This is a genomic window from Streptomyces fradiae ATCC 10745 = DSM 40063 (assembly GCF_008704425.1).
GTDB lineage: Bacteria > Actinomycetota > Actinomycetes > Streptomycetales > Streptomycetaceae > Streptomyces > Streptomyces fradiae.
This window is the reverse complement of sequence record NZ_CP023696.1, coordinates 841,973-866,308: the sequence shown is the minus strand read 5'-3', so window position 1 is coordinate 866,308 and position 24,336 is coordinate 841,973. Positions and strand designations below refer to the sequence as shown.

The 24,336-nt window shown below is 74.3% G+C and carries 20 protein-coding genes, 1 pseudogene and 1 riboswitch; of the genes and pseudogenes, 11 read left to right on the top strand and 10 right to left on the bottom strand.

What is annotated here, in order from left to right:
- Positions 1 to 12: 12 nt before the first annotated feature.
- Together CP974_RS03670 and CP974_RS03665 are read right to left on the bottom strand one after the other, a co-directional pair.
- On the bottom strand, positions 13 to 1,449 hold the full coding sequence (locus tag CP974_RS03670) for a uracil-xanthine permease family protein (RefSeq protein ID WP_031136469.1): 1,437 nt from the start codon (positions 1,447 to 1,449) through the stop codon (positions 13 to 15).
- A gap of 317 nt (positions 1,450 to 1,766) precedes the next feature.
- Positions 1,767 to 3,014, bottom strand: coding sequence for an MFS transporter (locus CP974_RS03665; RefSeq protein WP_037940250.1), 1,248 nt, complete (start codon positions 3,012 to 3,014; stop codon positions 1,767 to 1,769).
- A 130-nt stretch (positions 3,015 to 3,144) separates the two neighbouring features.
- Between CP974_RS03665 and CP974_RS03660 the strand changes: the two genes are divergently transcribed.
- Entirely contained in the window at positions 3,145 to 4,365 is a 1,221-nt protein-coding gene (locus CP974_RS03660) for an ROK family transcriptional regulator (RefSeq protein ID WP_031132362.1), read from the top strand.
- A gap of 232 nt (positions 4,366 to 4,597) precedes the next feature.
- Here the strand turns inward: CP974_RS03660 and CP974_RS03655 are convergent, their stop codons facing one another.
- From CP974_RS03655 to CP974_RS03645, 3 genes are all read right to left on the bottom strand, one after another.
- Positions 4,598 to 5,353, bottom strand: coding sequence for an SDR family oxidoreductase (locus CP974_RS03655; RefSeq protein ID WP_031132360.1), 756 nt, complete (start codon positions 5,351 to 5,353; stop codon positions 4,598 to 4,600).
- 31 nt (positions 5,354 to 5,384) lie between these two features.
- The gene (locus CP974_RS03650; protein WP_196786100.1) at positions 5,385 to 6,305 is read right to left on the bottom strand and encodes an RNA polymerase sigma-70 factor; all 921 of its coding nucleotides are present in this window, start codon (positions 6,303 to 6,305) and stop codon (positions 5,385 to 5,387) included.
- Positions 6,306 to 6,440: 135 nt separating this feature from the next.
- The gene (locus tag CP974_RS03645) at positions 6,441 to 8,762 is read right to left on the bottom strand and encodes a chitinase C-terminal domain-containing protein (protein WP_085921222.1); all 2,322 of its coding nucleotides are present in this window, start codon (positions 8,760 to 8,762) and stop codon (positions 6,441 to 6,443) included.
- A gap of 681 nt (positions 8,763 to 9,443) precedes the next feature.
- Positions 9,444 to 9,574, top strand: a riboswitch (FMN riboswitch).
- Between the two features lie 163 nt (positions 9,575 to 9,737).
- Between CP974_RS03645 and ribD the strand changes: the two genes are divergently transcribed.
- The 8 genes from ribD to CP974_RS03605 all read left to right on the top strand — a co-directional run bounded on the left by ribD (position 9,738) and on the right by CP974_RS03605 (position 15,775).
- Positions 9,738 to 10,844, top strand: coding sequence for a bifunctional diaminohydroxyphosphoribosylaminopyrimidine deaminase/5-amino-6-(5-phosphoribosylamino)uracil reductase RibD (gene ribD, locus CP974_RS03640; RefSeq protein ID WP_031132354.1), 1,107 nt, complete (start codon positions 9,738 to 9,740; stop codon positions 10,842 to 10,844).
- The gene (locus CP974_RS03635; protein ID WP_031132352.1) at positions 10,845 to 11,447 is read left to right on the top strand and encodes a riboflavin synthase; all 603 of its coding nucleotides are present in this window, start codon (positions 10,845 to 10,847) and stop codon (positions 11,445 to 11,447) included. It begins immediately after the preceding gene.
- Entirely contained in the window at positions 11,444 to 12,094 is a 651-nt protein-coding gene (locus CP974_RS03630; protein ID WP_031132350.1) for a nicotinamide mononucleotide transporter family protein, read from the top strand. Before CP974_RS03635 ends, CP974_RS03630 begins: the two co-directional genes overlap by 4 nt.
- The gene (locus tag CP974_RS03625) at positions 12,091 to 13,461 is read left to right on the top strand and encodes a bifunctional 3,4-dihydroxy-2-butanone-4-phosphate synthase/GTP cyclohydrolase II (RefSeq protein WP_031132348.1); all 1,371 of its coding nucleotides are present in this window, start codon (positions 12,091 to 12,093) and stop codon (positions 13,459 to 13,461) included. Before CP974_RS03630 ends, CP974_RS03625 begins: the two co-directional genes overlap by 4 nt.
- Before the next feature lie 98 nt (positions 13,462 to 13,559).
- A complete protein-coding gene (gene ribH, locus CP974_RS03620; protein WP_031132346.1) occupies positions 13,560 to 14,045 on the top strand; it encodes a 6,7-dimethyl-8-ribityllumazine synthase in 486 nt (161 codons plus the stop codon).
- A 35-nt stretch (positions 14,046 to 14,080) separates the two neighbouring features.
- On the top strand, positions 14,081 to 14,353 hold the full coding sequence (locus CP974_RS03615) for a phosphoribosyl-ATP diphosphatase (RefSeq protein WP_031132344.1): 273 nt from the start codon (positions 14,081 to 14,083) through the stop codon (positions 14,351 to 14,353).
- A 92-nt stretch (positions 14,354 to 14,445) separates the two neighbouring features.
- Positions 14,446 to 15,294: an ATP phosphoribosyltransferase gene (hisG, locus tag CP974_RS03610; protein ID WP_031132342.1), complete on the top strand. Its 849-nt coding sequence runs from the start codon at positions 14,446 to 14,448 to the stop codon at positions 15,292 to 15,294.
- A gap of 22 nt (positions 15,295 to 15,316) precedes the next feature.
- Positions 15,317 to 15,775: a PH domain-containing protein gene (locus CP974_RS03605; protein WP_031132340.1), complete on the top strand. Its 459-nt coding sequence runs from the start codon at positions 15,317 to 15,319 to the stop codon at positions 15,773 to 15,775.
- 142 nt (positions 15,776 to 15,917) lie between these two features.
- Here the strand turns inward: CP974_RS03605 and CP974_RS03600 are convergent, their stop codons facing one another.
- Both CP974_RS03600 and CP974_RS03595 read right to left on the bottom strand, forming a co-directional pair.
- Positions 15,918 to 17,882 (bottom strand): AAA family ATPase, encoded by a 1,965-nt coding sequence (locus CP974_RS03600; protein WP_031132338.1) that lies wholly within the window; start codon positions 17,880 to 17,882, stop codon positions 15,918 to 15,920.
- Between the two features lie 407 nt (positions 17,883 to 18,289).
- Positions 18,290 to 18,991: a uridine kinase family protein gene (locus CP974_RS03595; protein ID WP_223844541.1), complete on the bottom strand. Its 702-nt coding sequence runs from the start codon at positions 18,989 to 18,991 to the stop codon at positions 18,290 to 18,292.
- A 245-nt stretch (positions 18,992 to 19,236) separates the two neighbouring features.
- Between CP974_RS03595 and CP974_RS03590 the strand changes: the two genes are divergently transcribed.
- Together CP974_RS03590 and CP974_RS03585 are read left to right on the top strand one after the other, a co-directional pair.
- Positions 19,237 to 20,673, top strand: a complete 1,437-nt coding sequence (locus CP974_RS03590; protein WP_150485766.1) for a C39 family peptidase — start codon at positions 19,237 to 19,239, stop codon at positions 20,671 to 20,673.
- A gap of 92 nt (positions 20,674 to 20,765) precedes the next feature.
- Positions 20,766 to 20,986 (top strand): annotated as a pseudogene (locus CP974_RS03585) (LuxR C-terminal-related transcriptional regulator); the annotation flags it as partial.
- Between the two features lie 228 nt (positions 20,987 to 21,214).
- On the opposite strand, the gene CP974_RS03580 reads toward CP974_RS03585, so the two are convergent.
- The 3 genes from CP974_RS03580 to CP974_RS03570 form a co-directional block, all read right to left on the bottom strand.
- Positions 21,215 to 22,042: an SDR family oxidoreductase gene (locus CP974_RS03580; RefSeq protein ID WP_031131219.1), complete on the bottom strand. Its 828-nt coding sequence runs from the start codon at positions 22,040 to 22,042 to the stop codon at positions 21,215 to 21,217.
- A complete protein-coding gene (locus tag CP974_RS03575; RefSeq protein ID WP_031131221.1) occupies positions 22,039 to 23,175 on the bottom strand; it encodes an MBL fold metallo-hydrolase in 1,137 nt (378 codons plus the stop codon). Before CP974_RS03575 ends, CP974_RS03580 begins: the two co-directional genes overlap by 4 nt.
- Positions 23,176 to 23,238: 63 nt before the next feature.
- Positions 23,239 to 24,285, bottom strand: a complete 1,047-nt coding sequence (locus CP974_RS03570) for an AraC family transcriptional regulator (protein WP_031131223.1) — start codon at positions 24,283 to 24,285, stop codon at positions 23,239 to 23,241.
- Positions 24,286 to 24,336 lie beyond the last annotated feature (51 nt).

Here is a 24,336-nt window from a genome sequence, read left to right as displayed (position 1 = left end):
CAGGCCGGGCGGTCAGGAAGCGGCCGGCGGGGTGCCGCCGGAGGCGCGCTGCGTGCCCTCGTCGTCCGTGCCCTCCACGCCCTCGTCGTACGCGGAGGTGCCCGCGTCCAGCAGCGGCTCCTGGTTCTTCAGGTGGGCGGGCGCGAAGGCGCGCAGGGCGTGGTAGCCGGTGATCACCACGATCGTGCCCAGCGCGATGCCGCCCAGCTCGAAGGAGTCGGTGACCTTCAGGCTGACGCCGCCGACGCCGATGATGATGCCCGCGGCGGCCGGAACCAGGTTGAGCGGATTGCGCAGGTCGACCCCGGCGTTGATCCAGATCTGCGCGCCGAGCAGCCCGATCATGCCGTACAGGATGACCGTGATGCCGCCGAGGACACCGCCGGGGATCGCCGCCACGACCGCGCCGAACTTCGGGCAGAGGCCGAACAGCAGGGCGAAGCAGGCGGCCGCCCAGTAGGCCGCCGTCGAGTAGACCCGGGTCGCGGCCATGACGCCGATGTTCTCGGAGTACGTCGTGTTCGGCGGGCCGCCCACCGCCGTGGACAGCACCGACGCGGCGCCGTCGGCGGCGATGGCCGTGCCGAGCTGGTCGTCCAGCGGGTCGCCGGTCATCTCCCCGACCGCCTTCACATGGCCGGCGTTCTCCGCGATGAGGGCGATGACGACCGGCAGGGCGACCAGGATCGCCGACCACTCGAAGCTCGGCGCGTGGAACGACGGCAGCCCGATCCAGTCGGCCTTGGCCACGCCCGACAGGTCGAGCCGCCAGTGGTCGACCGCCTCCGCCCCGCCGACCGGCGAGTGGATCTTGCCGAACGCCAGGTCGAGGAGCCAGGACAGGGCGTATCCGAAGACCAGCCCCAGGAAGATCGCCACGCGCGACCAGAAGCCGCGCAGGCAGACCACGGCCAGGCCGGTGAAGAGCATGACGAGCAGGGCGGTCCACTGGTCCTGCGGCCAGTACGTCGACGCGGTGACCGGCGCCAGGTTGAAGCCGATCAGCATCACGACCGCGCCGGTCACGACGGGCGGCATCGCCGCGTGGATGATCCGCGCCCCGAAGCGCCGCACCGCCAGACCGGCGAGGAACAGGGCGAGGCCCACGACGAGGACCGCCCCGGTGACGGTGGAGCTGTCGCCGCCGGACGCCCGGATCGCCGCCGCGACGCCCACGAACGACAGGGAGCAGCCGAGGTAGCTGGGCACCCGGCCGCGCGTCGCGAGGAGGAACACCATCGTCGCGACACCCGACATCATGATGGCCAGGTTGGGGTCGAGGCCCATGAGCACGGGCGCCACGAAGGAGGCGCCGAACATGGCCACCACGTGCTGGGCGCCGAGCCCGGCCGTGCGCGGCCACGACAGCCGCTCGTCGGGGCGCACCACGGCTCCGGGAGCGGGGGTCCTCCCGTCGCCGTGCAGGGTCCAGCGCACGCCGAGGTTCATGGGTGGGTGCTCCCGTTCTGTCGTTCCGCAGTTCAGTGGCTCTGCCGGCCGCACCGCCCGGCGGGCGGGGTGGAGCGGGCGGCTGTGCGGCGCCCGGTCGGCCGGAAATAATCGAACGACATGGTACGGGGCGGTCCACGGGGGCGCGGCGCCCGTCCGGCGGGCCGCTGCCGGGCCCGGCCGCCCGCCGGCCGCGGCGCCCGTCCGGCGGGCGCTCGCGGTCCGGGTCGGCCACGGGCCGGGTCGGTCCCGACGCCGATCGGTCACGATGCCGCCCGCCGGGCGGCCGGGCGCTCGCCGCCCCCGCACGGGGGCGGTCAGGCGCCCTTGCCGCCGCCCGCCCCGGTGCCTCCGGCGCCGGCATCCGTACCCGCACCGGAGCCCGTGCCCGTGCCCGCCCCGGCGGTGGCGACGCCCCGGCGGCCCGGCGCCAGGACGCCCGCCCCCGCCACCAGCCCGAACGTCAGCGCCGTCACCACCGCGAACGACACGGTCAGCGAGGTCAGGTCGGCCAGCCCGCCGATCAGCGAAGGGGCGATCAGCCCGGAGGTGTACGTGATCGTGGCGACACCGGCGATGGCCTGGCTCGGGTTGGGGCCGCTGCGGCCCGCCGCCGCGAACGCCAGCGGCACGACGACGGCCACACCGAGGCCCAGCAGACCGAAACCGGCCATGGCGACCGCCGGGTGCGGCGCGGTCACCACCAGGACGCCGCCCGCCGTCGCCGCGAGGCCCCCGACCCGTACGGTGCGCACCGCGCCGAACCGGTCCACGACCCGGTCGCCGGCCAGCCGCGCCACCGCCATCGTCAGCGCGAACGCCGTCGTCGAGGCGGCCGCGACCCCCGCCGACGAACCGAGCTCGTCCTTCAGGTAGACCGCCGACCAGTCGAGGCTGGCGCCCTCGGCGAAGACCCCGCAGAAGCCGATCGCCCCGATGACCAGCGCCGAGCGCGGCGGCAGCGCGAAGCGCGGCGGCGGGGCCTCGTCCGGCGCGCTGCGCAGGTCCAGCACGCCCTGGCAGAACACCAGCCCCAGCACCGTGAGGACCACCGCCGCCAGCAGGTGGTGGACGCGCGCGTCGCCGCCCAGGTGCGCGGCGAGCGTGCCGGCCGCCGAGCCGATCAGCGCCCCGGCGCTCCACATGCCGTGCAGGCTGGACATGATCGAGCGGCCGAGCCGGTTCTCCACCTCGACGCCCAGCGCGTTCATCGCCACGTCGGACATCCCGGCCGTGGCGCCGTAGACGAAGAGCGCGCCGCACAGCCCGTAGACGTTCGGTGCCAGCGACGGCAGCACCAGCGACATCGTCCACAGGGCGAGCAGCCAGCGCAGCGCCGTCCGCGCCCCGAGCCGGTGGCTGACGGCGCCCGCGAGGGGCATGGCCAGCGACGCGCCGAGCGCGGGGAAGGCCAGCGCGAGCCCGAGCTGCCCGGCACTCACCCCGGCGTGCTCCTGGATCCAGGGGATGCGCGTGGCGAAGCTGCCGGTGACCGCGCCGTGCACGCAGAACACGGCGGCCACGGCGTACCGCGCCCGCTTCACCCTCTCCCGGCTGTACTGCACTGGGCCCTCCCCGGTCTGCGATCCGCGATCTGCGGTCTGCCGTGCGCGCGGCGGCCGGCCCGTGCCCGGCGCGCCGCGCGTAAACTATCAGGAACCCTGCCTGAAAGTAAGATCTGAGAGGATCCACGGCATGCCCCCCGCCCCCGCGTCCCCCAGCACCGCCCGGGCCATCAACGACCGGCTCGCCCTGCGACTGCTCCAGGAGGAGGGGCCCCTGACGGCAGGTGAGCTGAAGGCCCTGACCGGTCTGTCCCGCCCCACGGTCGCCGACCTCGTCGAGCGGCTGCGCGGCGCGGGCCTCGTCCGCGTCGTGGGGGAGTCCGGCGCCGAGCGGCGCGGCCCGAACGCCAAGGTGTACGGGATCGCGGCCGACCGGGCGCACCTGGCCGCGCTCGACGTACGGCTGCGCGGTCTGACCGTCACGGTCACCGACCTGCTGGGCACCCCGCTCGCGGAGGCGGCCGCGCCCATCGGCGGCGACCTCGACACCGGGCCCGCCGTCGAGCGCGCCGCCGCCCTGCTGGAGCGGACCGCGGCGGAGGCGGGCGCCACCCGGCTGCACACGGTGGGCATCGGCGCGCCCGGACTGATCGACCCGGTGACCGGCGCCCTGCGCGACTCGGCCGGCCTGCCGGCCTGGCACCGCCGACTGGTCGGCGTGGTGCGCGAGCGGGTGCCGGCGGCCGTCCTGGTGGAGAACGAGACCAACGTCGCGGCCGTGGCGGAGCTGCGTGAGGGCGCGGCCCGCGACCGGGACACGTTCGTCCTGCTCTGGCTGGGCCACGGCGTCGGCGCCGCCGTGGTGCTGGACGGCGCCGTGCGGCGCGGCGCGTCGGGCGGCGCGGGCGAGATCGGCTTCCTGCCGGTGCCCGGCACCGGCGCCCTGCCGTCCGCCGCGGACTGCTCCGGCGGCTTCCACGCCCTGGCCGGTTCGCGGGCCGTGCGGGCGCTGGCCGGCTCGTACGGCATCGAGGCGGGGGGCAGCGACACGGAGGGCGTGCCGGCCGGGGCGTCGGCGGTGCGGGACGCACTGGAGCGGCTGGCGGCGCGGGGCCGGGACGCGCGGCCCGCGGGCGCCTTCCTGGACGCCCTGGCCGAGCGCGTCGCCCTGGGCGCGGCGGCGGTCGGCGCCGTACTGGACCCGGGGTGCGTGGTCCTCGGCGGCGAACTCGGCCACGCGGGCGGCGCGGTGCTCGCGGCCAGGGTGGAGGAGCGGCTCGCGGCGCTGTCGCCGCTGCGCACCGAGGTCCGGGCGAGCACCCTGGGCGGCGCGGCGGTGCTGAGGGGCGCGCTCCTCACGGCACGCGACGCCGCCCAGGACGCCCTCTTCGGCCCCCTGCCCGCGCACTGAGCCGGGCGCCCCCGCGCCGCCCGATCCCTGCGCGCCGCCCCTGACGACTGCGAGCCGCCCTTGACGCCGGCGCGCCGCCCTTGACGCCCGCGTGACGACCCGACGCCCCGCGCCGCCCCCGATGCCCGCGCCGACCCGTGCGCCCGGGTCGAGCCGGTGCCCGTGCGCCGGGCCCGCAGGCGCGGCCCCGCAGGCGCGGCCCCGCCCGGTGCCGCCCCGCCGCGTGCCCCGCCTACCCCCGCGCCCCCGGCGCGAAGTGCCGCCGCAGGTGGTCCTCGAACGTGCCTGTCCCGACCGCCCGGTCCCGCGCCAGGTGCCCGCCCGCGCGGAACGCCCGGTACGACGCGCCCACCAGCGGCACCCGCACCACCCGGCGCCGTCGCCCGGAGGCCCGCAGATAGGCCTCCGCCAGGTCCTCCAGCGTCCGGACCTCGGGCCCGCCCATGTCCGGCACGCGCCCCGCGGGCTCCCCCAGGGCCAGTTCGGCGAGGTGCGCCGCGACCTCCCGTACCTCGACGGGCTGGTCCGGGACGCCCGCCGGGACGGGGAGGAGCAGCGGCAGCCGGGCCGCCCCTTGCAGTACGCGCAGCACCAGGTCGTGGAACTGCGTGGTCCGCAGGATGGTCCAGCCGAGCCCGGACCGCTCGACCAGTCCCTCGACGGCCAGCTTGGTCCGGTAGTAGCCGAAGGGGACCCGGTCGACCCCGACGATCGAGATGTACACCAGATGGGCGACCCCGGCCCGCCCGGCCGCGTCGATCAGCCGCCGCGCGGCCCGCTCGTCGCCGCCGCTCGGCGTGGTCGCGCAGTGCACCACCGTCCCGGCGCCCGCCAGCGCCGCGTCCAGCCCCCTGCCGTCGCGCAGGTCGACGGCGTACGGAGCGGAGTGGCGGCTGACCACCCGCACCTCCCGCCCCGCCTCGCGCAGCCGCTCGGTGACGTGCCGCCCCAGCGTCCCCGTACCGCCTGTCACCACGATCGTTCCCATGGTCCTGCCCGCCTCTTTCCGCCGGTGGATGTCACCGGTGAGAACCGGCGAGACCTCCCGGATGTGACAGCTGACGCTCCGCGTAGGCCAGTTTGTCCGGGTTGACCGTACTGTGCACGGTGGCCACGAGCCCGTCGCGCACCGTGAACGACGCGACCGTGACCAGTGCGGGGCCCGACCACGCGACCAGCGCGGCCGCCCCGTTGACCTCGGCGCGCTCGAAGCGCACACCGCCCTGCCGGCGCGGCAGGACACCGGCCAGGAAGCGCAGCACCTTCGCCCGGCCCACGAGGGGCCGCAGCCCGGACCGTACGACGCCGCCGCCGTCGCCCACCCAGGTCACGTCGTCGGCGAGGACCTTCTCCAGGGCGGCCAGGTCGCCGTCGCGGGCGGCGGCGGCGAAGGCATCGACCAGCTCGCGGTGGCGCCGCTCGTCCCGGGGGCCGGACAGGGGCCCGGCGGAGGCCACCCGCGCGCTCGCCCTGCGGTGGAGCTGGCGGCTGTTGGCCTCGCTGACGCCGACGGCCCCGGCGATCTCGCGGTGGCTGTACGCGAACGCCTCGCGCAGCACGTACACCGCCCGCTCGGCCGGTGTCAGCCGCTCCAGCAGCACCAGCAGCGCCATGGAGACGGCCTCCCGCCGCTCGGCCGACTCCGGCGGGCCGAGCGCGGCGTCGTCGGTGACGAGCGGCTCGGGCAGCCAGGGGCCGGGGTACTCCTCACGCCGGGCGCGGGCCGAGGTGAGCCGGTTCAGGCACAGGCGGGTGACGACCGTCGCCAGCCAGGCCCCCGGCCGTTCGACGCGGTCCGGGTCGGCCCCGCTCCACCGCAGGTAGGCGTCCTGCACCACGTCCTCGGCCTCGGCGGCGGAGCCGAGCATCCGGTAGGCGAGGCCGAAGAGGCGCGGGCGGTGGGACTCGAACTCTTCGGCGGACTTCGTCACGGCGCTCACGGCCCCAGCCTGCCAGTGCCGCCGGACAGGAGGAGACCCGGTGGCGGGCAAGGGCCTTTCTTCACCGCCACCGGGTCTCCGTCCTCGTGCCCGGACCGCCGGGGGTCAATCACCCCGCGGTCCGGCTCTCGCGCGTCAGCAGGCGCCGAGGTCCTGCCAGACGCCCCACTCGCCCGTGGTGCCGGGCTCCTCGCCCTGCGTCCACCACTTCGCCTTCCACGTACGGGACTTGTGGGAGACGGTGGAGCCGCTGCCGTACGCGGCCGAGGCGTTCCACGCCGGGGCCGTGCACTCGCCCGGGAGCGGCGGGTCCGACGGGCCCGGCGAGGGGCCGGTGCCCGTGCCGGGCTCCACGACGGTGGTGCCGCGGGCGAGGTCGCCGGCGAGCGCGTACGTCGTGCCCGCGATGTTCACCGTCCAGTTCGACGGGGTCGAGACCGGCAGGTAGTAGTTGAACGACAGCTCCACCGAGGCGCCCGGCGCGAGGGTCTGCCACGCCGGCAGCTTCAGCGAGACGCGGTGGAAGTCGCCCTTCAGCCCGCCCACGTTGCTGCCCGTGTGGTCGCTGCTGATCACCTTGGTGCCGAAGCCGGACTGGTCCGAGGCGTTGGCGGGTGCGGAGGTGGCGTAGTCGAACTGGAACTCCGTACCGCCCGGCAGCGTCGTCTTCGTGTTGTTGGTGATCTTCACCTTGGGTGTGATCGGGTAGTTGGAGTCCCCGAGCTTGAACTCGCCGAACTGCACGCCGATGTCGACGGCCTTGGTCGGCAGCGCCTTGTTCGAGACCTTCGCGCCGTACGGGGCGGCCGCCTTGAACTTGTCGTACATCAGCGACGTCAGCGTGGAGCCGGGCTCGTACTGGCCCTTCGCCGCGTTCCAGTCGTAGTCGCCCGCCAGCTCCCAGACCATCGTGCCGCCGATGCCCTTGTCGACCACGTAGTCCGCCTTGCGGGCCACCGACTGCTCGTCCTCCGTGGAGAGGAAGACCTTCTTCTCGGCGTTCCACAGCCACGGCGCCACCAGCGTGGAGTCGTACTTGCGGGCGTAGGTGCCGGTCAGCTTCGTGTCGGCGGGGAAGCCGTACGAGGGGAGGTAGTCGCCGGCGACGCCCTTCTCGAGGTTCTTGGCGTGCCACATCGGGTTGGAGCCCGCCGGGGACTCCTTGCCGTTGTCGTCCTTGTCGTGCCACAGGTTGTCGATGCCGACCGCGCCGTCACCGCACTTGGTCAGGCCGGAGCCGGCCGGGCAGCTGGTGGCCGCCGCCTTGCCCCACAGGCCGTCGGTGCCGCCCTGGACGTTCTTGAAGCCGCGGGTGTAGTACGGCAGGCCGATGTTGATGCGCCCGGCCGGCATGGAGCCGCGGAAGTAGTGGTACGCCCAGTCGGTGTTGAGGTACCCGATGCCGCCGTACTGCTGGCTGCCGTAGACGTTCGCGGCGGCCAGCTCGGAGTCCTTGCCGTCGTCGAACAGCGAGGCGTTGGGGCCGACGTGCTCGTTCCAGGCGCCGTGCAGGTCGTACGACATGATGTTGACGTAGTCGAGGTACTTCTGCTGCTGGTACGTCTCCATGCCGCGCAGCAGGTAGCCCGAGGACGGGGCGGCGACGGTCAGCAGGTAGTGCTTGCCGTCGGCGGCGCCGGCGCGGTCGAGCTTCTCGCGCAGGGTCTTCATCAGCACCGTGTAGCCCTGGACCAGGCCGGCGCGGCGGGCGTTGGCGATCGGCCAGTCGAGCGGGTTGCCCGCGTCCTTCATGGTCGTCGCGTACTCGTAGTCGATGTCGACGCCGTTGAAGCCGTACTTCTTGATGAAGTCGACCGCCGAGTCGGCGAAGGTGTTGATGCCCGCGTGGTTGACCGAGCCGTCCGCGTTGGTGGCCATCGAGTAGAAGCCGCCGGAGGCCACGCGCTTGCCGCTGTCGTCGAAGTAGCCGCCGGTCTCCGCCCAGCCGCCGACCGAGATCAGCGTCTTGACGTCCGGGTGCTGCTTCTTGAACTTGTTCAGCAGGTTGAAGTGGCCCTTGTAGGGCAGGGCCGGGTCCATCTCGGCGCCCGCCACGCCCGGCCAGGTCATGCCGGTGGCGGCGTTGTTCGGGCCGTCGGTGCCCACGGAGATCTTGTTGCCGGCGCCCACGTGGGCGAAGGCGTAGTTGATGTGGGTGATCTTGTCCCACGGGATGTCGTGGGCGAGGTAGGCGGGCGTGCCGTCCTTGCCGGTGCGCCAGCCGGTGAAGTAGCCGATGACGCGGCGCTGGTGGTCGGGGCCCATCTTCTCGCGGCCCTCGGTGTCGTACACGGAGCAGTAGGGGACGTCGACGCCGGGCGTCTGGTACAGGCCGTCGGGGCGACATGCCTCGTTGTCGGCGGCGTACGAGACGCCGCCGGAGAGCGAGCTGAGCAGCAGTCCGGCGACGGCGGCGCCGGATGCGAGCAGCGAGGCTCTCGCACGGGGGGATGACAGCACGGTCGGCTCCTCCTGGGGAGTCGGGCTTCACACAACGTGCGGCTTCTGGCAGGGGGTTGGGGTCGTGCCGGGCCCCGGTGTGCGCACACCGGGGGCCTCCTCCGCGGAGAGGTGACGCAGACATTAAGAGGACTAGACCAAAGCGTCAATAGGTCTGGACCAATTGGGGGGTGAGGGTTTCGGCGTGCCCCCCGGTCCGGAACGCGCCCGGAGCGCAGGGGGGTTCACTCCGGGGCGGGGCGCGGGCTCCTGTGGAGCGGGCGCCGTACGCGCGCGGGGGAGTGGGGTGCCCGAAGTCGCGCCCCGCGCCCGGTGCCGCCGTCCACGTGGCCTTCACGCCGCATGCCTTCACGCCGCATGCCTTCACGCCGCACGCCTTCACGCCGGGGGCCGCCGTGCCGGGGCGCCACCGCACCGGGTACCACCGCACCCGGTACCGCCGTGCTGCCGTGTCGAGGTGCCGGGCACGGACACCGGGGGCGCGGACACCGGGCACGGACACCGGGCAGGGGCGGCGCGCGTCCCGCGGCGCGCGTCCCGGCATGCGGCGCGGGACGGTGGCGTACGAGGGCGGAGGGGAGCGCGGGGGTCGGGCCGCGCCCCCGGTTGTGAGTCAGTCCACAGGGGATCACCCGTTCGGCGGCGCGGAGCCATGGCACACTGGGCCTGTATCAGCAGCAGCGCACTCCGGGGTCGGTGTAATTCCGAACCGGCGGTTACAGTCCGCGACCCGGCCGCATCCAGTGGCCGGTTGACCAGGTGAAACTCCTGGACCGACGGTGAAAGTCCGGATGGGAGGCAGTGCGCGGCGGGCGACCCCTCAAGGGGCGCGCCGTCGTCTGCCGGCAGCCGGGCACACCCGGAGGCCGGGCGGGCGCCGTGGCGGCGTACCCCCGTGCGGGTGCCGTCCGCTCGCTCCTGTCGTTCACCGACAGGCCCCGGAGTCCGTGCCCGAAGAGGCAGGAGGACCCGGTGGCCACAGCGGCCGACACGACCGCCATGCGCCGAGCCGTCGCGCTCGCCGCCCGCGGACTCGGCTTCACCAGCCCGAACCCGGTCGTCGGGTGCGTCGTCCTGGACGCCTCCGGCCACGAGGTCGGCGCCGGGTACCACCAGCGCGCCGGCGGCCCCCACGCCGAGGTCCACGCCCTGCGCCAGGCCGGTGTCCTCGCCCGCGGCGGCACCGCCTACGTCACCCTCGAACCCTGCGACCACACCGGCCGCACCGGCCCCTGCTCCCAGGCGCTCATCGAGGCCGGCATCGCCCGGGTCGTCTACGCGGTCGCCGACCCCGACCCGCGGGCGGGCGGCGGCGCGGCCACCCTCCGCGCGGCCGGCGTCCGGGTCGAGGAAGGGCTCCTCGCCGACGAGGCCGAGGCCGGCAACGCCGCCTGGCTCACCTCCGTACGCCTCGGGCGCCCCCACGTCCGCTGGAAGTACGCCGCCACCCTCGACGGCCGCGTCGCCGCCGCCGACGGCACCAGCCGCTGGATCACCTCGCCCGAGTCCCGCGCCGACGTCCACCGGCTGCGCGCCGAGGCGGACGCGGTCGTCGTCGGCTCCGGCACCGCCCGCGCCGACGACCCGCACCTCGCCGTGCGCGGCGTCGACGGCGCCGCGCAGCCCCTGCGCGTCGTCGTCGACACCGAGGCGACCGCCGTCAAGCCCGGCGCCCGCGTGCTGGACGACGCCGCGCCCACACTGGTCGCCGTCGCCGAGGACGCCGCCGCGGGCCATCTCGACGGCGTGGGCGTCGTCCGGCTGCCCAGGGCCGCCGATGGCCGCGGCCTGTCCGTCCCGGCCCTGCTGGCCGCCCTCCACGAGCGGGGCGTGCGCTCCGTACTCCTCGAAGGCGGTCCGACCCTCGCGGGCGCCTTCGCCGCCGAGGGCGCCGTCGACGAGGTCGTCGGCTACCTCGCCCCCGTACTCCTGGGCGCCGGCCCCGCCGCGCTCGGCGACGCCGGGATCGCCACCCTCGCCGACGCGCTGCGGCTGCGCGTCACCGGCACCGACCGCCTCGGCCCCGACCTGCGCGTCACCGCCCGCCCCGTCCGCCCCTCCACCACCAAGGAGACGTGAGTGTTCACCGGAATCGTCGAAGAACTGGGCGAGGTCACCGCCGTGGAGGACCTCGGCGACGCCTCCCGCTTCCGGCTGCGCGGCCCCGTGGTCACGCACGGCGCGAAGCACGGCGACTCGATCGCCGTCAACGGCGTCTGCCTGACGGTCGTGGAGCTGGAGGGCGACGAGTTCACCGCCGACGTCATGGCCGAGACCCTCAAGCGCTCCAGCCTCGGCGCGCTCACCGTCGGCTCCCCCGTCAACCTGGAGCGGCCCATGCCCGCCGACGGCCGCTTCGGCGGGCACGTCGTCCAGGGGCATGTCGACGGCACCGGCACCATCGAGGCGCGCACCCCTTCCGAGAACTGGGAGATCGTGAGGGTCTCCCTCCCGGCGGACCTCGCCCGCTACGTGGTCGAGAAGGGCTCCATCACCGTCGACGGCGTCAGCCTCACCGTCGTGGACGCCGCCGACGACCACTTCACCGTCAGCCTCATCCCCACCACGCTCGCCCTCACCACGCTCGGCCGCAAGCAGCCCGGCGACCCCGTCAACCTGGAGGTCGACGTCATCGCCAAGTACGTCGAGCGCCTCCTCGGCACGCGGGGGGCCTCCCGGTGAACGCCTTCGACTGGCTGGGCGCGGAGGCGTTCACCGCCTTCGGCCAGCGCATCATCTGGTCCGACATGATCGGCAACACGATCGGCCTCGCCGCGCTCGCCCTCGGCTGGCGGCGCTCCATCCTCACCTGGCCCGCCCAGCTGCTCTCCGGCCTCGTCCTCGTCGCCGCCTACGCCTCCGCGCAGCTCGGCGGCGGCGTGGGCAAGCAGCTGCTGGTCATCGCCGTCGCCGCGTGGGGCTGGCGCCAGTGGCACCTCGGCCGCCGCCAGGCCCAGGACGGCTCCATCGCCGTCCGCTTCGCCTCCTGGAAGGAGCGCGGCCTGCTCGCCGCGGGCGCCGTCCTCGGCACGCTCGCCGTCGGCGGACTGTTCACCCTGTACCCGTCGCTGTCGTGGAGCCCCTGGGCCGACGCGTACATCTTCGTCGGCACCCTCGTCGCGATGGTCGCCCAGGCCCGCGGGCTGGTCGAGTTCTGGTTCGCCTGGCTCCTCGTGGACCTCGTCGGCGTCCCGCTCGCCTTCAGCAGCGGGCTCGCCTTCTCCGGCCTGGTGTACGTGATCTACTTCGCCCTCGTGCTGTGGGGCATGCGCGACTGGTGGCTCCGTACGCGCACCCCGGCCCAGGCCCTGGAAGGAGCCCCGGCATGACCCTCGCGCCCGGACCGTCCCCGTGGGACGCCGACCTCACCCTGGACCCGGTCGAGCAGGCCGTCCGCGACATCGCCGCCGGTCGGCCCGTCGTGGTCGTCGACGACGAGGACCGGGAGAACGAGGGCGACCTCGTCGTCGCCGCCGAGAAGGCCACCCCCGAGATCGTCGCCTTCATGATGAGCGAGTGCCGCGGCCTCGTCTGCGCCCCCATGGAGGGCGACGAGCTGGACCGGCTCGGCCTGCCGCAGATGGTCGAGGAGAACACCGAGTCCATGCGGACCGCCTTCACCGTCTCCGTCGACGCCGCCCCGGTCCACGGCGTCACCACCGGCATCTCCGCCGCCGACCGCGCCACCACCCTCCAGCTGCTGGCGAGCGGCACCGCCGAGCCGTCGGACCTCGTCCGCCCCGGCCACGTCTTCCCCCTGCGCGCCCGGCCCGGCGGCGTCCTGACCCGCGACGGCCACACCGAGGCCGCCGTCGATCTGGCCCGCCTCGCCGGGCTCCGCCCGGCCGGCGCCATCGTGGAGATCGCCGGAGAGGACGGCGTCATGCTCCGCCTCCCGGAGCTGGTGCCCTTCGCCCGCAAGCACGGCCTGACGATCATCTCCATCGAGGACCTGATCGCCTACCGCCGCGCCAACGGCCCCGCCGTCCTCCCCGGCCACCACCGTGAGACGGCCCCGGTCACGGCCCCGGCCCCCGCCCCGGTCCCGGCTCCGGCCGAGGTCCCGGCCGTCCGGCGCGAGGCCGAGGTGCGGCTGCCCACCGCGCACGGGGACTTCACCGCGTACGGCTACCGCTCCGCCGCCGACGGCGTCGAGCACGTCGCCCTGGTCCACGGCGACCTCGGCGACGGCGAGGACGTCCTCGTGCGGGTCCACTCCGAGTGCCTCACCGGCGACGTCTTCCACTCGCTGCGCTGCGACTGCGGCCCCCAGCTGCACGCCGCCATGGACCGCGTGACCGAGGCGGGGCGCGGCGTCGTCGTGTACCTGCGCGGCCACGAGGGGCGCGGCATCGGCCTGCTCTCCAAGCTCCGCGCGTACGAACTCCAGGAGCGGGGCCGCGACACCCTCGACGCCAACCTGGAGCTCGGCCTGCCCGCCGACGCCCGCGACTACGCCGCCGGCGCCCGCATGCTCGCCGACCTCGGTGTCCGCAGCGTCCGGCTGATGACCAACAACCCGGACAAGAGCGCGGCCCTCGCCCGCCACGGCATCGTCGTGTCCGGCCGCGAGGCCATGCCGGTCCAGGCGGGCGAGCACAACGTCCGCTACCTGCGGACCAAGCGCGACCGCATGGGCCACGACCTGCCCTGGCTGGACGGCCCGGCCGACGTGTCCCCCTGCGTCACCCAGTAGCCCCCGGCACCGCCGGGCGCCACCCGGCAGGACCAGCACCACCCCGGCACCACCCGTCCCAGAACCGAGCGAGCCATCGCACGCACCCGAGGAGAAACGTGAGCGGCAAGGGCGCACCCGAACTGTCCGTCAAGAACTGCGGCGACCTCCGTGTCGCCGTCATCGCCGCCCAGTGGCACGAGAAGGTCATGGGCGGCCTCGTCGACGGCGCCCTGCGCGCCCTGCGCGAGCTGGGCATCGACGAGCCGACCCTGCTGCGGGTCCCCGGCAGCTTCGAACTGCCCGTCGTCGCCAAGGTCCTCGCCGGACGCGGCTACGACGCCGTCGTCGCCCTCGGCGTCGTCATCCGGGGCGGCACGCCCCACTTCGACTACGTGTGCCAGGGCGTCACCCAGGGCCTCGTGCAGGTCTCCGTCGAGACCGGCGTCCCCGTCGGCTTCGGCGTCCTCACCTGCGACACCGAGGAGCAGGCCCTCGACCGCGCCGGACTGGAGGGGTCGAACGAGGACAAGGGCCACGAAGCGGTCACCGCCGCCGTCGCCACCGCCATGACGCTGCGCACGGTCAGCGAACCCTGGCGCTGAGTGGGCGCCGCCGACCCCTTACCCTGGAGGGCATCATGGCGAACAAAACCTTCGAAGACCTCTTCGCCGAGCTCCAGCTCAAGGCAGAGACCGGCGACCCCGCCACCTCCCGCACCGCCGAGCTGGTGGACAAGGGCGTCCATGCCATCGGCAAGAAGATCGTCGAGGAGGCCGCCGAAGTGTGGATGGCCGCCGAGTACGAGGGCGCTGACGCCGCGGCCGAGGAGATCTCCCAGCTCCTCTACCACGTCCAGGTGATGATGGTCGCGCGCGGCATCTCCCTCGACGACGTCTACGCCCACCTCTGAGCCACCCCGCACCGCACCGAAACCCCCTTCGGAGACACCTCCGAAGCCCGAAGCACCCCCGAAGAACCTCCGAAGCAAAGGAAGCCCGCCCCATGCTGCGCATCGCCGTCCCCAACAAGGGTTCACTGTCAGGACCTGCGTCGGCGATGCTCCATGAGGCGGGCTACAAGCAGCGCAAGGAGTCCAAGGAGCTCGTCCTGGTCGACCCGGACAACGAGGTGGAGTTCTTCTACCTGCGCCCCCGGGACATCGCCATCTACGTCAGCTCCGGCAAGCTCGACATCGGCATCACCGGCCGCGACCTGCTGCTGGACTCCGGCGCCAACGCCGAGGAGATCCTGGAGCTGGGCTTCGCCCGCTCCACCTTCCGCTACGCCACCCGCCCCGGCACGGCGTCCGGGCCGGCCGACTTCCACGGCATGACGATCGCCACGTCGTACGAGGGCATCGTCGCCAAGCACCTCGCCGACCAGGGCATCGACGCCTCCGTCGTCCACCTCGACGGGGCGGTCGAGACCGCCATCCAGCTCGGCGTCGCCCAGGTCATCGCGGACGTCGTCGAGACCGGCACCTCCCTGCGCAACGCGGGCCTGGAGGTCGTCGGCGAGCCGATCCTCACCTCCGAGGCCGTCGTCGTACGCCGGACCGGCGCCCCCGCCGACGACCCCGGGGTGCAGCGGTTCCTCCGCCGCCTCCAGGGCGTCCTCGTCGCCCGCAGCTACGTGATGATGGACTACGACTGCCGCGCCGAGCACCTGGAGCAGGCCGTCGCCCTGACGCCCGGCCTGGAGTCCCCGACCGTCTCCCCCCTGCACAACGAGGGCTGGGTCGCCGTCCGCGCCATGGTCCCCTCCAAGGACGCCCAGCGCGTCATGGACGACCTGTACGCCCTGGGCGCCCGCGCCATCCTCACCACCGAGATCCACGCCTGCCGCCTCTGAGCCGGAAGCCGACCACACCGCCATGTCCGACGCACCCAGCGAAGCCCCCGCCCTCCCCGTGACCTTCCGGCCCCGGCGCACCCGCGCCGTCCTGCTGGCCACGGGGGCGGCGATGTTCGTCGTCATCACGGCGGTCGCCCTGATACTGGAACGGCTCCACCCCGGTGAGCGGATGAGCTTCGTCCTCACGGCCGCGCTCTTCTACGGCGTGCTCATCCTGCTGAGCCGCCCGAAGGTCGTCGCCGACGAGGACGGCGTCACCGTCGTCAACCTGACCCGCAGCCGCCGCCTCGCCTGGGCGGAGATCGTCCGCGTCAACCTGCGGGTCGGCGACCCCTGGGTCTTCCTCGACCTCAGCGACGGCACGAGCCTGCCCGCCCTCGGCATCCAGCCGGGCATCGGCAAGGCCCAGGCCATCCGCGACGCGCGGGCCCTGCGCGCCCTCGCCGAGACCCGCGGCTCGGGCGCCGAGCTGCGCTGACCGCGCCCTTCGAGCCGCACGGGCCCCGTGCCGGCCGCCCCCGCCGGGCGGATCCGGGCGGGGCCCCGGCCGTTCACGGCTCCCGTCCGGGCGCTGAGGACCCGCGGCCGCCCCTCCGGAACCCACCGGGGCCGTGCGGCGGTCAGTACACCGGCGGCGGGTCCTGCGTACCGCGGCTGCTCGGCCCCCGGCCCGACAGGACCTCCCCGTACGCCTGCATGAGGTCCGGCAGCCGCAGGGTCGCCAGGTCGTCGCGCGTCGGCGTCCCCGGGTAGCCGGAGAGCCGCAGGTCGCGGTAGGCGCACGACTTCTCGTACAGGGTGCGCAGGAACCGGCCGTTGCCGAGCTCGTCGATCCAGCCCTGCTCCACCACGTGGCCGCTGATGGAGCGCAGCTCCTCCAGCGACTCCTCGTCCCACACGTCGCCGTCGGCCGCCGCCAGCACCCGGCCGATCTCGGTCAGCTCCTGCGGCCGGTACGAGGGGAAGTCGACCCGCGTGGTGAACCGGGACGACAGCCCCGGATTGGCGGCGAGCAGCCGGTCCATGCCCTCCGGGTAGCCGGCCAGGATCACCACCAGGTGGTCGCGGTTGTCCTCGGCGCGCTTCAGCAGCACCTGCAGGGCCTCGTCGCCGTACGCGTCGCCCTTGCTGTAGCCGGAGTTCGACAGGGAGTACGCCTCGTCCACGAACAGCACGCCGCCGAGCGCCGAGTCGATCAGCTCGTTCGCCTTCACCGCCGTCTGGCCCAGGAACTCGCCCACGAGGTCGGCGCGCTGGGCCTCCACGAGGTGGTCGCCGCCGAGCAGCCCCAGGGCGTAGAAGACCCGGCCCAGGATGCGGGCGACGGTGGTCTTGCCGGTGCCCGACGGCCCGGAGAAGACGAAGTGCCGCTTCGGCGGCTGCACGGGGAGCCCCTGGCCCGCCCGTAACCGGGCCATCTCCAACTGCGCGGACAACGCCTTGACCTGCCGTTTCACCGGCTCGAGGCCGACCATCCGCTCCAGCTCGGCAAGCGCCTCGGCGAGCAGCGCGGGGTCCGTCGGGCCGGCCGGGAACGGCGGCGCCGCGGGCCGCCCGGCCCGGGCCCCGGCGGCCTTCTCCCGCGCGCCGCCGGGCTGCGCGGGCTGCGCCGGCTGCGCGGGCGGCGCCCCGGGGACCGGCGCGGCGAACCCGGTGGCCGGCCCGGCCTGCTGCGGGACGACGGGCGCGACCGCGTCCGGTTCGGGGCCGCCCGGGTCCAGCAGGTCCGCGCCGGGCCCGCCGTCCGCCCCGCCGGCCCCGGCGCCGCCCGCGAGGGACACCGCGGCGAGCCCGGCCGTCTCCTCGGGCATCCCGTCCACGCCGTCGTACTCGGCGATCGCCGCCAGCCGCGCCGCCGTGTCCATGAACGCCGGGTCCACCCGGTGCACCGCCCGGTACAGCGGCAGCGCCGCCGCCGTGCGCCCGGTGCCCTCGTGGGCCCGCGCCAGCCAGTAGCGCAGCTCCTTGCGCTGCGGCTGCTCGCTGCGGCACCGCATGAGCGCCGCCGACAGCAGCGGCTCGGCCTGCCCGTACATCTCCAGGCGGACCCGCGCCATGCCGCCGAACAGCCCGGCCTCGATGCCCAGCAGCGGGTCGTCGACCAGCGGCTCGGTGTGCCGCACGAGCTGGTCCCAGTCCTTGACGAGGTAGGCGCGGCAGGCGTGCAGGAAGCGCACCTGCGGGTCGGCGTCCACGGGCGGCAGGCCCGCCAGCGCCCGGTCGAGCTCCGGGACGTGCCGGCCGTCCAGCCAGTGGGAGGCGTGGGCGAGCAGCAGGTCGCGGGGGCTCTCCAGCACCGGCTGCACCCACCAGCCGAGCCAGTACCAGGAGTTGAGCGTCCGCCGGTGGCGCCGCCGCTGCTCGCCGAAGCGGTCGCGGTGGTGGTACATGCGCAGCAGCGCGGTCGTCGTGTCCACGCGCAGCGCGTGCAGCCCGAGCCAGGCGTCGGCCATGCCGGGGTCGGTGCGCACGGCGGCGCGGAACTCCTCCTCGGCCTGGGGATAGGCGCCCATCGTGTAGGCGTCGACCCCGCGCAGCCAGGCCAGCTCGGCGGGGGCCTGTGTGCCCTGCGTGCCGATGTCCATCGGGTCCCCCCACCACACGTGTCCCCGCCGGCCGCCCCTCCGGGCGGGCGCCCGCCGGGGCCGTCCGAACCGCCTTCTGACGAACGGGCCTTGACCGCACCGGGGTGCATCGTACCCGTGGGCGGGGGGCGTGACTAAGGGCGCGACCAGCACGTCGGGGGCGTTCACGACGCGCCTGCGGCGATGACCCAGGGTGAGCGCCGGACGGGCGCGGGGCGGCCGGGGCGCGGTGAGGAAGGCAGAACGAAGCCCCCGATCACGGGGGAACAACCGGGGGCTTCGTGTCCGCGGCGACTTCGGAAAGCCGCACATTGAGAACGTAAGACCTGTAAGGCCCGCCGGTCAAGCGAAGTCCGGGCAGTCTGGGCGGCTGATTTCCGTCAACCCCGGGCGGGCGCGCGTCGCGGTCACCGTGTGTGACGGACCGGCTCCGGATCGGCGGCCGGAAGGTGCCTCGGAAGCCACATGTAGCCCTCGGCGCACTCCCGTATCAGAAGGTCCGCGAACGGCAGGGACGGGTCATGGGCGAAATGGCGGGTCTCCGCCACTGTCCATCCGTCCCAGAAAGCGGACTGCCCGGGTCCGTCCCGGTGGCGCCCGCGGCGCCAGGACTCCTCGGCGGCGCGCTCCATCCACAGCAGCCGCGCCAGACGGGGCCGCAGCGCCCGGCGCCCAGCGCCCACGCCCTCGACGAGGACGACCGGCGCGGGCGGCAGCACCCGCGCCGGGCCGAACCGGCGCGCGCTCCAGTCGTACGGGCGGTACCGCGCCGCCTCCCCGCGCGCGAACGGGTCGAGGACCTGCGCGCGCAGACGGTCGGTCCAGGCGAACAGCTCCCGGTGGGTGGCGATGTCGTCGAGGTGGAGCACCGGGGCGCCGCCGAGCGCCCGCGCGAGCCGCGCGGCGAACGTCGACTTGCCGGAGCCCGCGTGTCCGTCCACGGCGACCAGCCGCACGGGCCCGCACGAGGGCGGCAGCGCCCGCAGCCCGGCGGCCAGCGCCTCCAGACCGGCCGGGGCTTCCGGACCGGTGGGCGCTTCCGGACCGGCCGGGGCTTCCGGACCGGCCGGGGCGCCGCACGCGCCGTCTTCCCGCCCGCCGTCGAACATGCGCCCACCCTACGCCGCGCCCCCGCGCCCGCGCCGGTGCGTCCCCCGCCCGGCGCCCGCCCGCCGGGTGCGGCGCGTCCGGCCGGGGGACCCGGCAGCGGATCGCCTGGCGGAGCGGGGTCCGGCCAGCGATAGTGGGCGCGCCGACCGGCGCACGGGACCGCCCCGCGCCCGGCCGCCGCCCGGCGGGGCACGCGATCGCCACGCGCCCCGCCCGCCGCCGACCCGAAGGGGGACCCGCCCGTATGACCGAACCCGCCTCGCGCAGGACCGTGCTCGCCGCCGCCCTCGCCACCGCCTCCGCGGCCACCGTCGCCGCCTCCGGCACCACCCCGGCGGCGGCCGGCCCCGCCGCCCCGCCCCACCCCGCGGGCGCCGACCCCGCCACGCCCCCACCGGGCGCCGCCGTCGCCGCCCCGGACGCCGCCCGGGGCGGCGCGGCCACCGCCGAGCCGCTCGTCGACAACCGCTTCTGGACCACCTTCGCGGAGTGGGGCTCCGGCACCGCCGACGGCGTCCGCGCGGTCGCAGGACCCCGCCCCGGCATCGTCATCGACACCCCGGCCGGCCGTGTCGCCCACACCGACCCGCACACCGGCACCACCGCGCGGTGGGAGTACGCCACCTGGACCTCGCCGCGCCACACGCTGCCGGCGCCCGCGACCGAGCTGATCGCGTCCTGGAACGCCGACACCCCCGCCGGTACCTGGATCACCGTCGAACTGTCGGCCGGGTACGGGGACGGCACCGACTCGCCCTGGTACGTGATGGCCCGCTGGGCGGCCGGCGACGGCGACATCCGCCGCACCTCCGTCGACGGCCAGGGGGACGGCCGGACCACCGTCTGGACGGACACCGTCGCGGCGGCCGGCACCGACGGCGGGCACCGCCCCGTCTCGTACCGGCTCCGCCTCACCCTCCACCGCGAGCCCGGCACCGACCGCACGCCGACCGTGTGGCGGGCCGGCGCGATGGCCTCCGACGTACCGGACCGCTTCACCGTCCCCGCAGCCGAGCACCGCACCGTGCGCGAGCTGCTCGTCCCGCGCTACTCGCAGAACACCCACATCGGGCAGTACCCGGAGTACGACAACGGGGGCGAGGCGTGGTGCAGCCCCACCTCCTCGCAGATGATCGTCGAGTTCTGGGGCCGCCGCCCCACGGCCCGCCAGCTCTCCTGGGTCGACCCCTCCTACGCCGACCCGCAGGTCTGCCACGCCGCCCGCTTCACCTACGACAGCCAGTACGCGGGGTGCGGCAACTGGCCCTTCAACGCCGCGTACGCCGCGACCTACGACGACATGAACGCCGTGGTGACCCGGCTGCGCTCCCTCACCGACCTGGAGACCCTGATCGACGCAGGCATCCCGGTGATCACGTCCCAGTCGTTCCTGGAGGGCGAGCTGACCGGGGCGGGCTACGGCACGGCCGGGCACCTGATGACCGTCATCGGCCTCACCCCCGGCGGCGACATCATCGCCAACGACCCGGCCTCCCCGACCAACCAGGCCGTCCGCCGGGTCTACCGGCGGCGCGAGTGGGAGAACATCTGGCTCCGTACGAAGAGGTACGACGCGAACGGCAAGGTCAGGAGCGGTACGGGCGGGGTCTGCTACATCTTCTGGCCGGTCAAGTCAGCACCAAGTCAGCACCGCGCACTGCGGGCACTCGGCCTGGTGTGAGCATGCGCGGCCCGACGGCCGTGGTTGATGCGCTCGTGCGCCTCCAGGGCGCTCGCGGAAGCAGCCCTCTGCGCTGGCTAGTCGTCCGCGTGGCCGGCACTACTGGCTACCTCCTCAAAGACGCCCCCGAGGACCTGGCCGCCGCTGCACGCACCGCGGCCGCGGGCCGCACCACGCCGGCGCCGGCCGCCGCGGACCGGCTGATGAACCGGCTGCGCACCCCGGCACCTCCCTGACCCGGCGTGAGGCCGAAGTGATCTCCCTGGTCGCCGACGGCCTGTCCAACCAGGCTGTCGGCGACCGACTCCACCTGCTCTCACCGCCTGCGCCGCCATGGTCGTCGTCGGGATCCAGTCCGGTTCCGCGACCGCCGGTTCCGACGGAAGGGCAGGCGCGACGGTGTCCGCGCCCGCTCCCTCATGGGACCTCCGTGATGTGCCTTATGATCTCCGCTTCATTCTGCTCCGGCACCACGGTCGTGCCCGGCAGCGATCGCGCCGCGTCGTGGGCGGCCGACTTCACGGGTCTCGGGCGAGGGTACTCAGGCGCCCTGCCGGAGGCGTGCCGACATCCTGTGCTGGACGCGCCTGCCTCGCGCCACCATCAGGGGCAGGGCGCGCAGGCCGAGTCCCGGGAACGCGTCGGCGAGGCGCACCTGCAGTCCGCGCCAGCCCGGCACCGAGGTGACCGGACGAGGGCGGTCGAGCACTTTGCGTACGGCAGTGACCACGTCGGTAGGCTGGAGGAGCCGGCCGGAGAAGGAGAGTGCGGACGCGGGGTCGTCGAGCTTGTCGTGGAGCATCGGTGTCCAGATGCCGTCGGGACAGACGCAGGAGATGTCGATGTCCTCGATGCCGGCCAGGCGCAGGTCGGCGAGGGTGCTGAGGCTGAATCCGATCGCCGCGTGCTTCGACGCCGCGTAGACGGCTTCGCCCGGCACTGCGGTCAGGCCCGCGAGCGACACGATGTTGACGATGTGTCCGCCTGCGTCCCGCATGGCCTCGATCGCGGTGACGGTGCCGTTGACCGTGCCCAGCGCGTTGACCTCCAGCATCAGCCGGCGTGCCTCGGGCGGCTGCTCCCAGGCCGGTCCGGTGGCGAGGACGCCGGCGTTGTTCACCCAGATGTCGAGTCGGCCTGCCTCCGTCATGACGTGGTCGCGCGCGGCGGCGACCTGTTCCTCGTCCCGTACGTCCACGGTGGCCCACAGGACGTCGGGTCCGAGTTTCTGTGCCGTGGCGCGGGCGGCTGCCTCGTCGATGTCGGTGACCAGCACGCGGTACCCGCGTTCGACCAGTAGTGCCGCGAGCAGACGTCCGAGACCGCGTCCCGCGCCGGTGACGACGGCGCCGGCGGGCGGAGGGGTCATCGCAACCCCGCTTTGATCTCGCCGTAGCCGATCCCGCCGTGGACGTGGGTGGGGACGACGGGCCAGAACCGCTTCCACGGGGCGAGTTCGGTCGAGGGCAGAATCTGAAGCCGGCGCGGATCCCGCTTGCCGGGGTCGGCGAGGGTCTTCTCCTTGACCATGGAGTCGTATTGGTCGAGGGAGTCTTCCAGGGTGTTGGCGTTGGGGCAGATCTCGCGGCCGAACCGTTCGTGGTACTTGCGCACGCCGGGGATCTTCGACAGTTCCGGCTGCCAGTTGTCCAGGGAGATGCCGTTCTCCGAGGAGACCCAGACGCCGTCCGGGGTGTTGATCACGAGGGAGTGGTTGCCGTCGGTGTGGCCGGGTGTCCACAGGAGGGTCAGACCGGGCCCGAGCTCGATGTCGCCGTCGAAGGTCACGAACTTCGCCGGGTCGACGCCGCCGAGTCCGCCGTCGATGTACCACGCCCACTGCATGGGGTGCAGTGACTGGAGGGTGGCGAGCTCGCGGCTGTGCACGAGCATCCTCGCATCGCCGAACAGCGGCCGGCGTGGTGTGTTCTCGCCCTCGATGGCCTCGGTGGAGCCGAGGATCATCCGCGGGTCCTGCACGTGCAGGTGGTCGAAGGTGCAGAAGTCGATGTCGTCGGCGCTCAGGCCGAGCTTCGTCAGGACGTCGCCGGGTTCGTTGTAGTACTTGAGGACGGCCTTCCCGATGAGATCGCCGCCCGGCACCTTGTCCATGAACTTCCGCAGGTTCTGGTAGAACGGCGCCTGCGCGGAGCCGTCGGGGACCGTGGGCTCGAACACGAGCGTGCGCGGGGCGCCGTTCCAGTCGTCGTACTGGACGGTGATCATCCGGTTGATCATCGAGATCAGCGGGAGCGTGGGCACCGACACGGCGTTGTGGAAGGCGTAGGCGACCGGGTAGGGCGCCGCCGCAATGTCCACCGACTTCACCGCTCGGACCTGACCCTGCGCCTTGAAACGCTCCTTGTACGCCGCGGCGGCACGCCGCACCGCAGCGAGCCGCTTGCCGCGCGGCCAGACGTCGTGCACGCCGTCGAACTCGGGGATCGGGCGGGCGCCGATCTCGGTGAGGTCCGGGCCGGATTGCTGGGCCGGCTGCACCATGAGTGCCTCCTCGGGGGTCTGCCGGCCCTCAGAGTGCAGCCGAGACGGGGTCCGAGACTTGTTTCAGCGCGACAATTCCGTACGGCTGCCAGGGGCAGGATGCTGCGCGGTCCGCCGCAGCTCGCGCGGGCTGGCCCCGTACCAGCGCCGGACGGCATGGCTGAGAGTGGACTGCTCGGTGAACCCGACAAGCGCCGCGACCTGCCCCAGCGGGAGGTCGGTCGTGGTGAGGTAGCGGTGAGCCGCGTCGCGCCGTACCTCGTCGAGGATCGCTTCGAACGACGCGCCCTCGGCTGCGAGCTTGCGCTGGAGGGTGCGCGGGTGCACGGAGAGGAGGCGGGCGACGCCCGTGATCGCCGGAGAGGTGGTGCCCAGGCTTCCGGTCAGGGCACGCCGGACCTGCGTGGACACCTTGCGTGCGGGGTCGGGGTAGTGGCTGGCGAGGTAGTCCACCGCCAGGCGCCGGATCGCCTCGTCGGCGGTGGCGAACTGCTCGTCGAGGAGATGACGTTCCACCCGGAGCGCGGCTGCGCGGCAGCCGAATGTGACGTCGGCTCCGAAGAATCCGGTGTAGCGGGAGACCGGGGACTGCGGCTGGTGCGGGACCTCGACGGACCGCAGCCCGGTCCGGCTGCCGACCAGCATCACCGCGACCTGGTAGAACAGTCCGAGCCCGAGCTCTATGGCCTGCGGCGAGTACGGCGACTCGTGCAGGTCCTTCCGATAGGTCAGGGCGACGACACCGCGGCTTCCCCGAGGGTCGGCCTGGACCCCGACGCTGAGCGCCGGGCTGTGGACGAACATGTACCTCGACGCGAGGGCCAGTGCCTCGGCGACCGTCGAGGACGATTCGATCACCCCCGCCAGCGGGCCGAGAATGCTCAGGTCCTGCGCCTCCGCCAGGCGCAGGCCGAGGTCCGGGCAGCCGAGCTCGGCCGCTGCCGCGTCGAGGACGAGGTCGTTGGCCGTGATGGGGATGAGAGCCTCGTCCGAGTCCAGCGCCTGCCGGGCGAGGCCGAACCGGGCGAGTAGCGCGTCCGCTTCACCACCCAGTCGCTCGACGAGCGGGACGAAGCCGCGCAAGCTGGCGGCGCGGATCATCGGGACCATGAGGGAAGGCTACGACCGGGCGGACTGGCGGACTGGCGGCCTGCGGTAGAC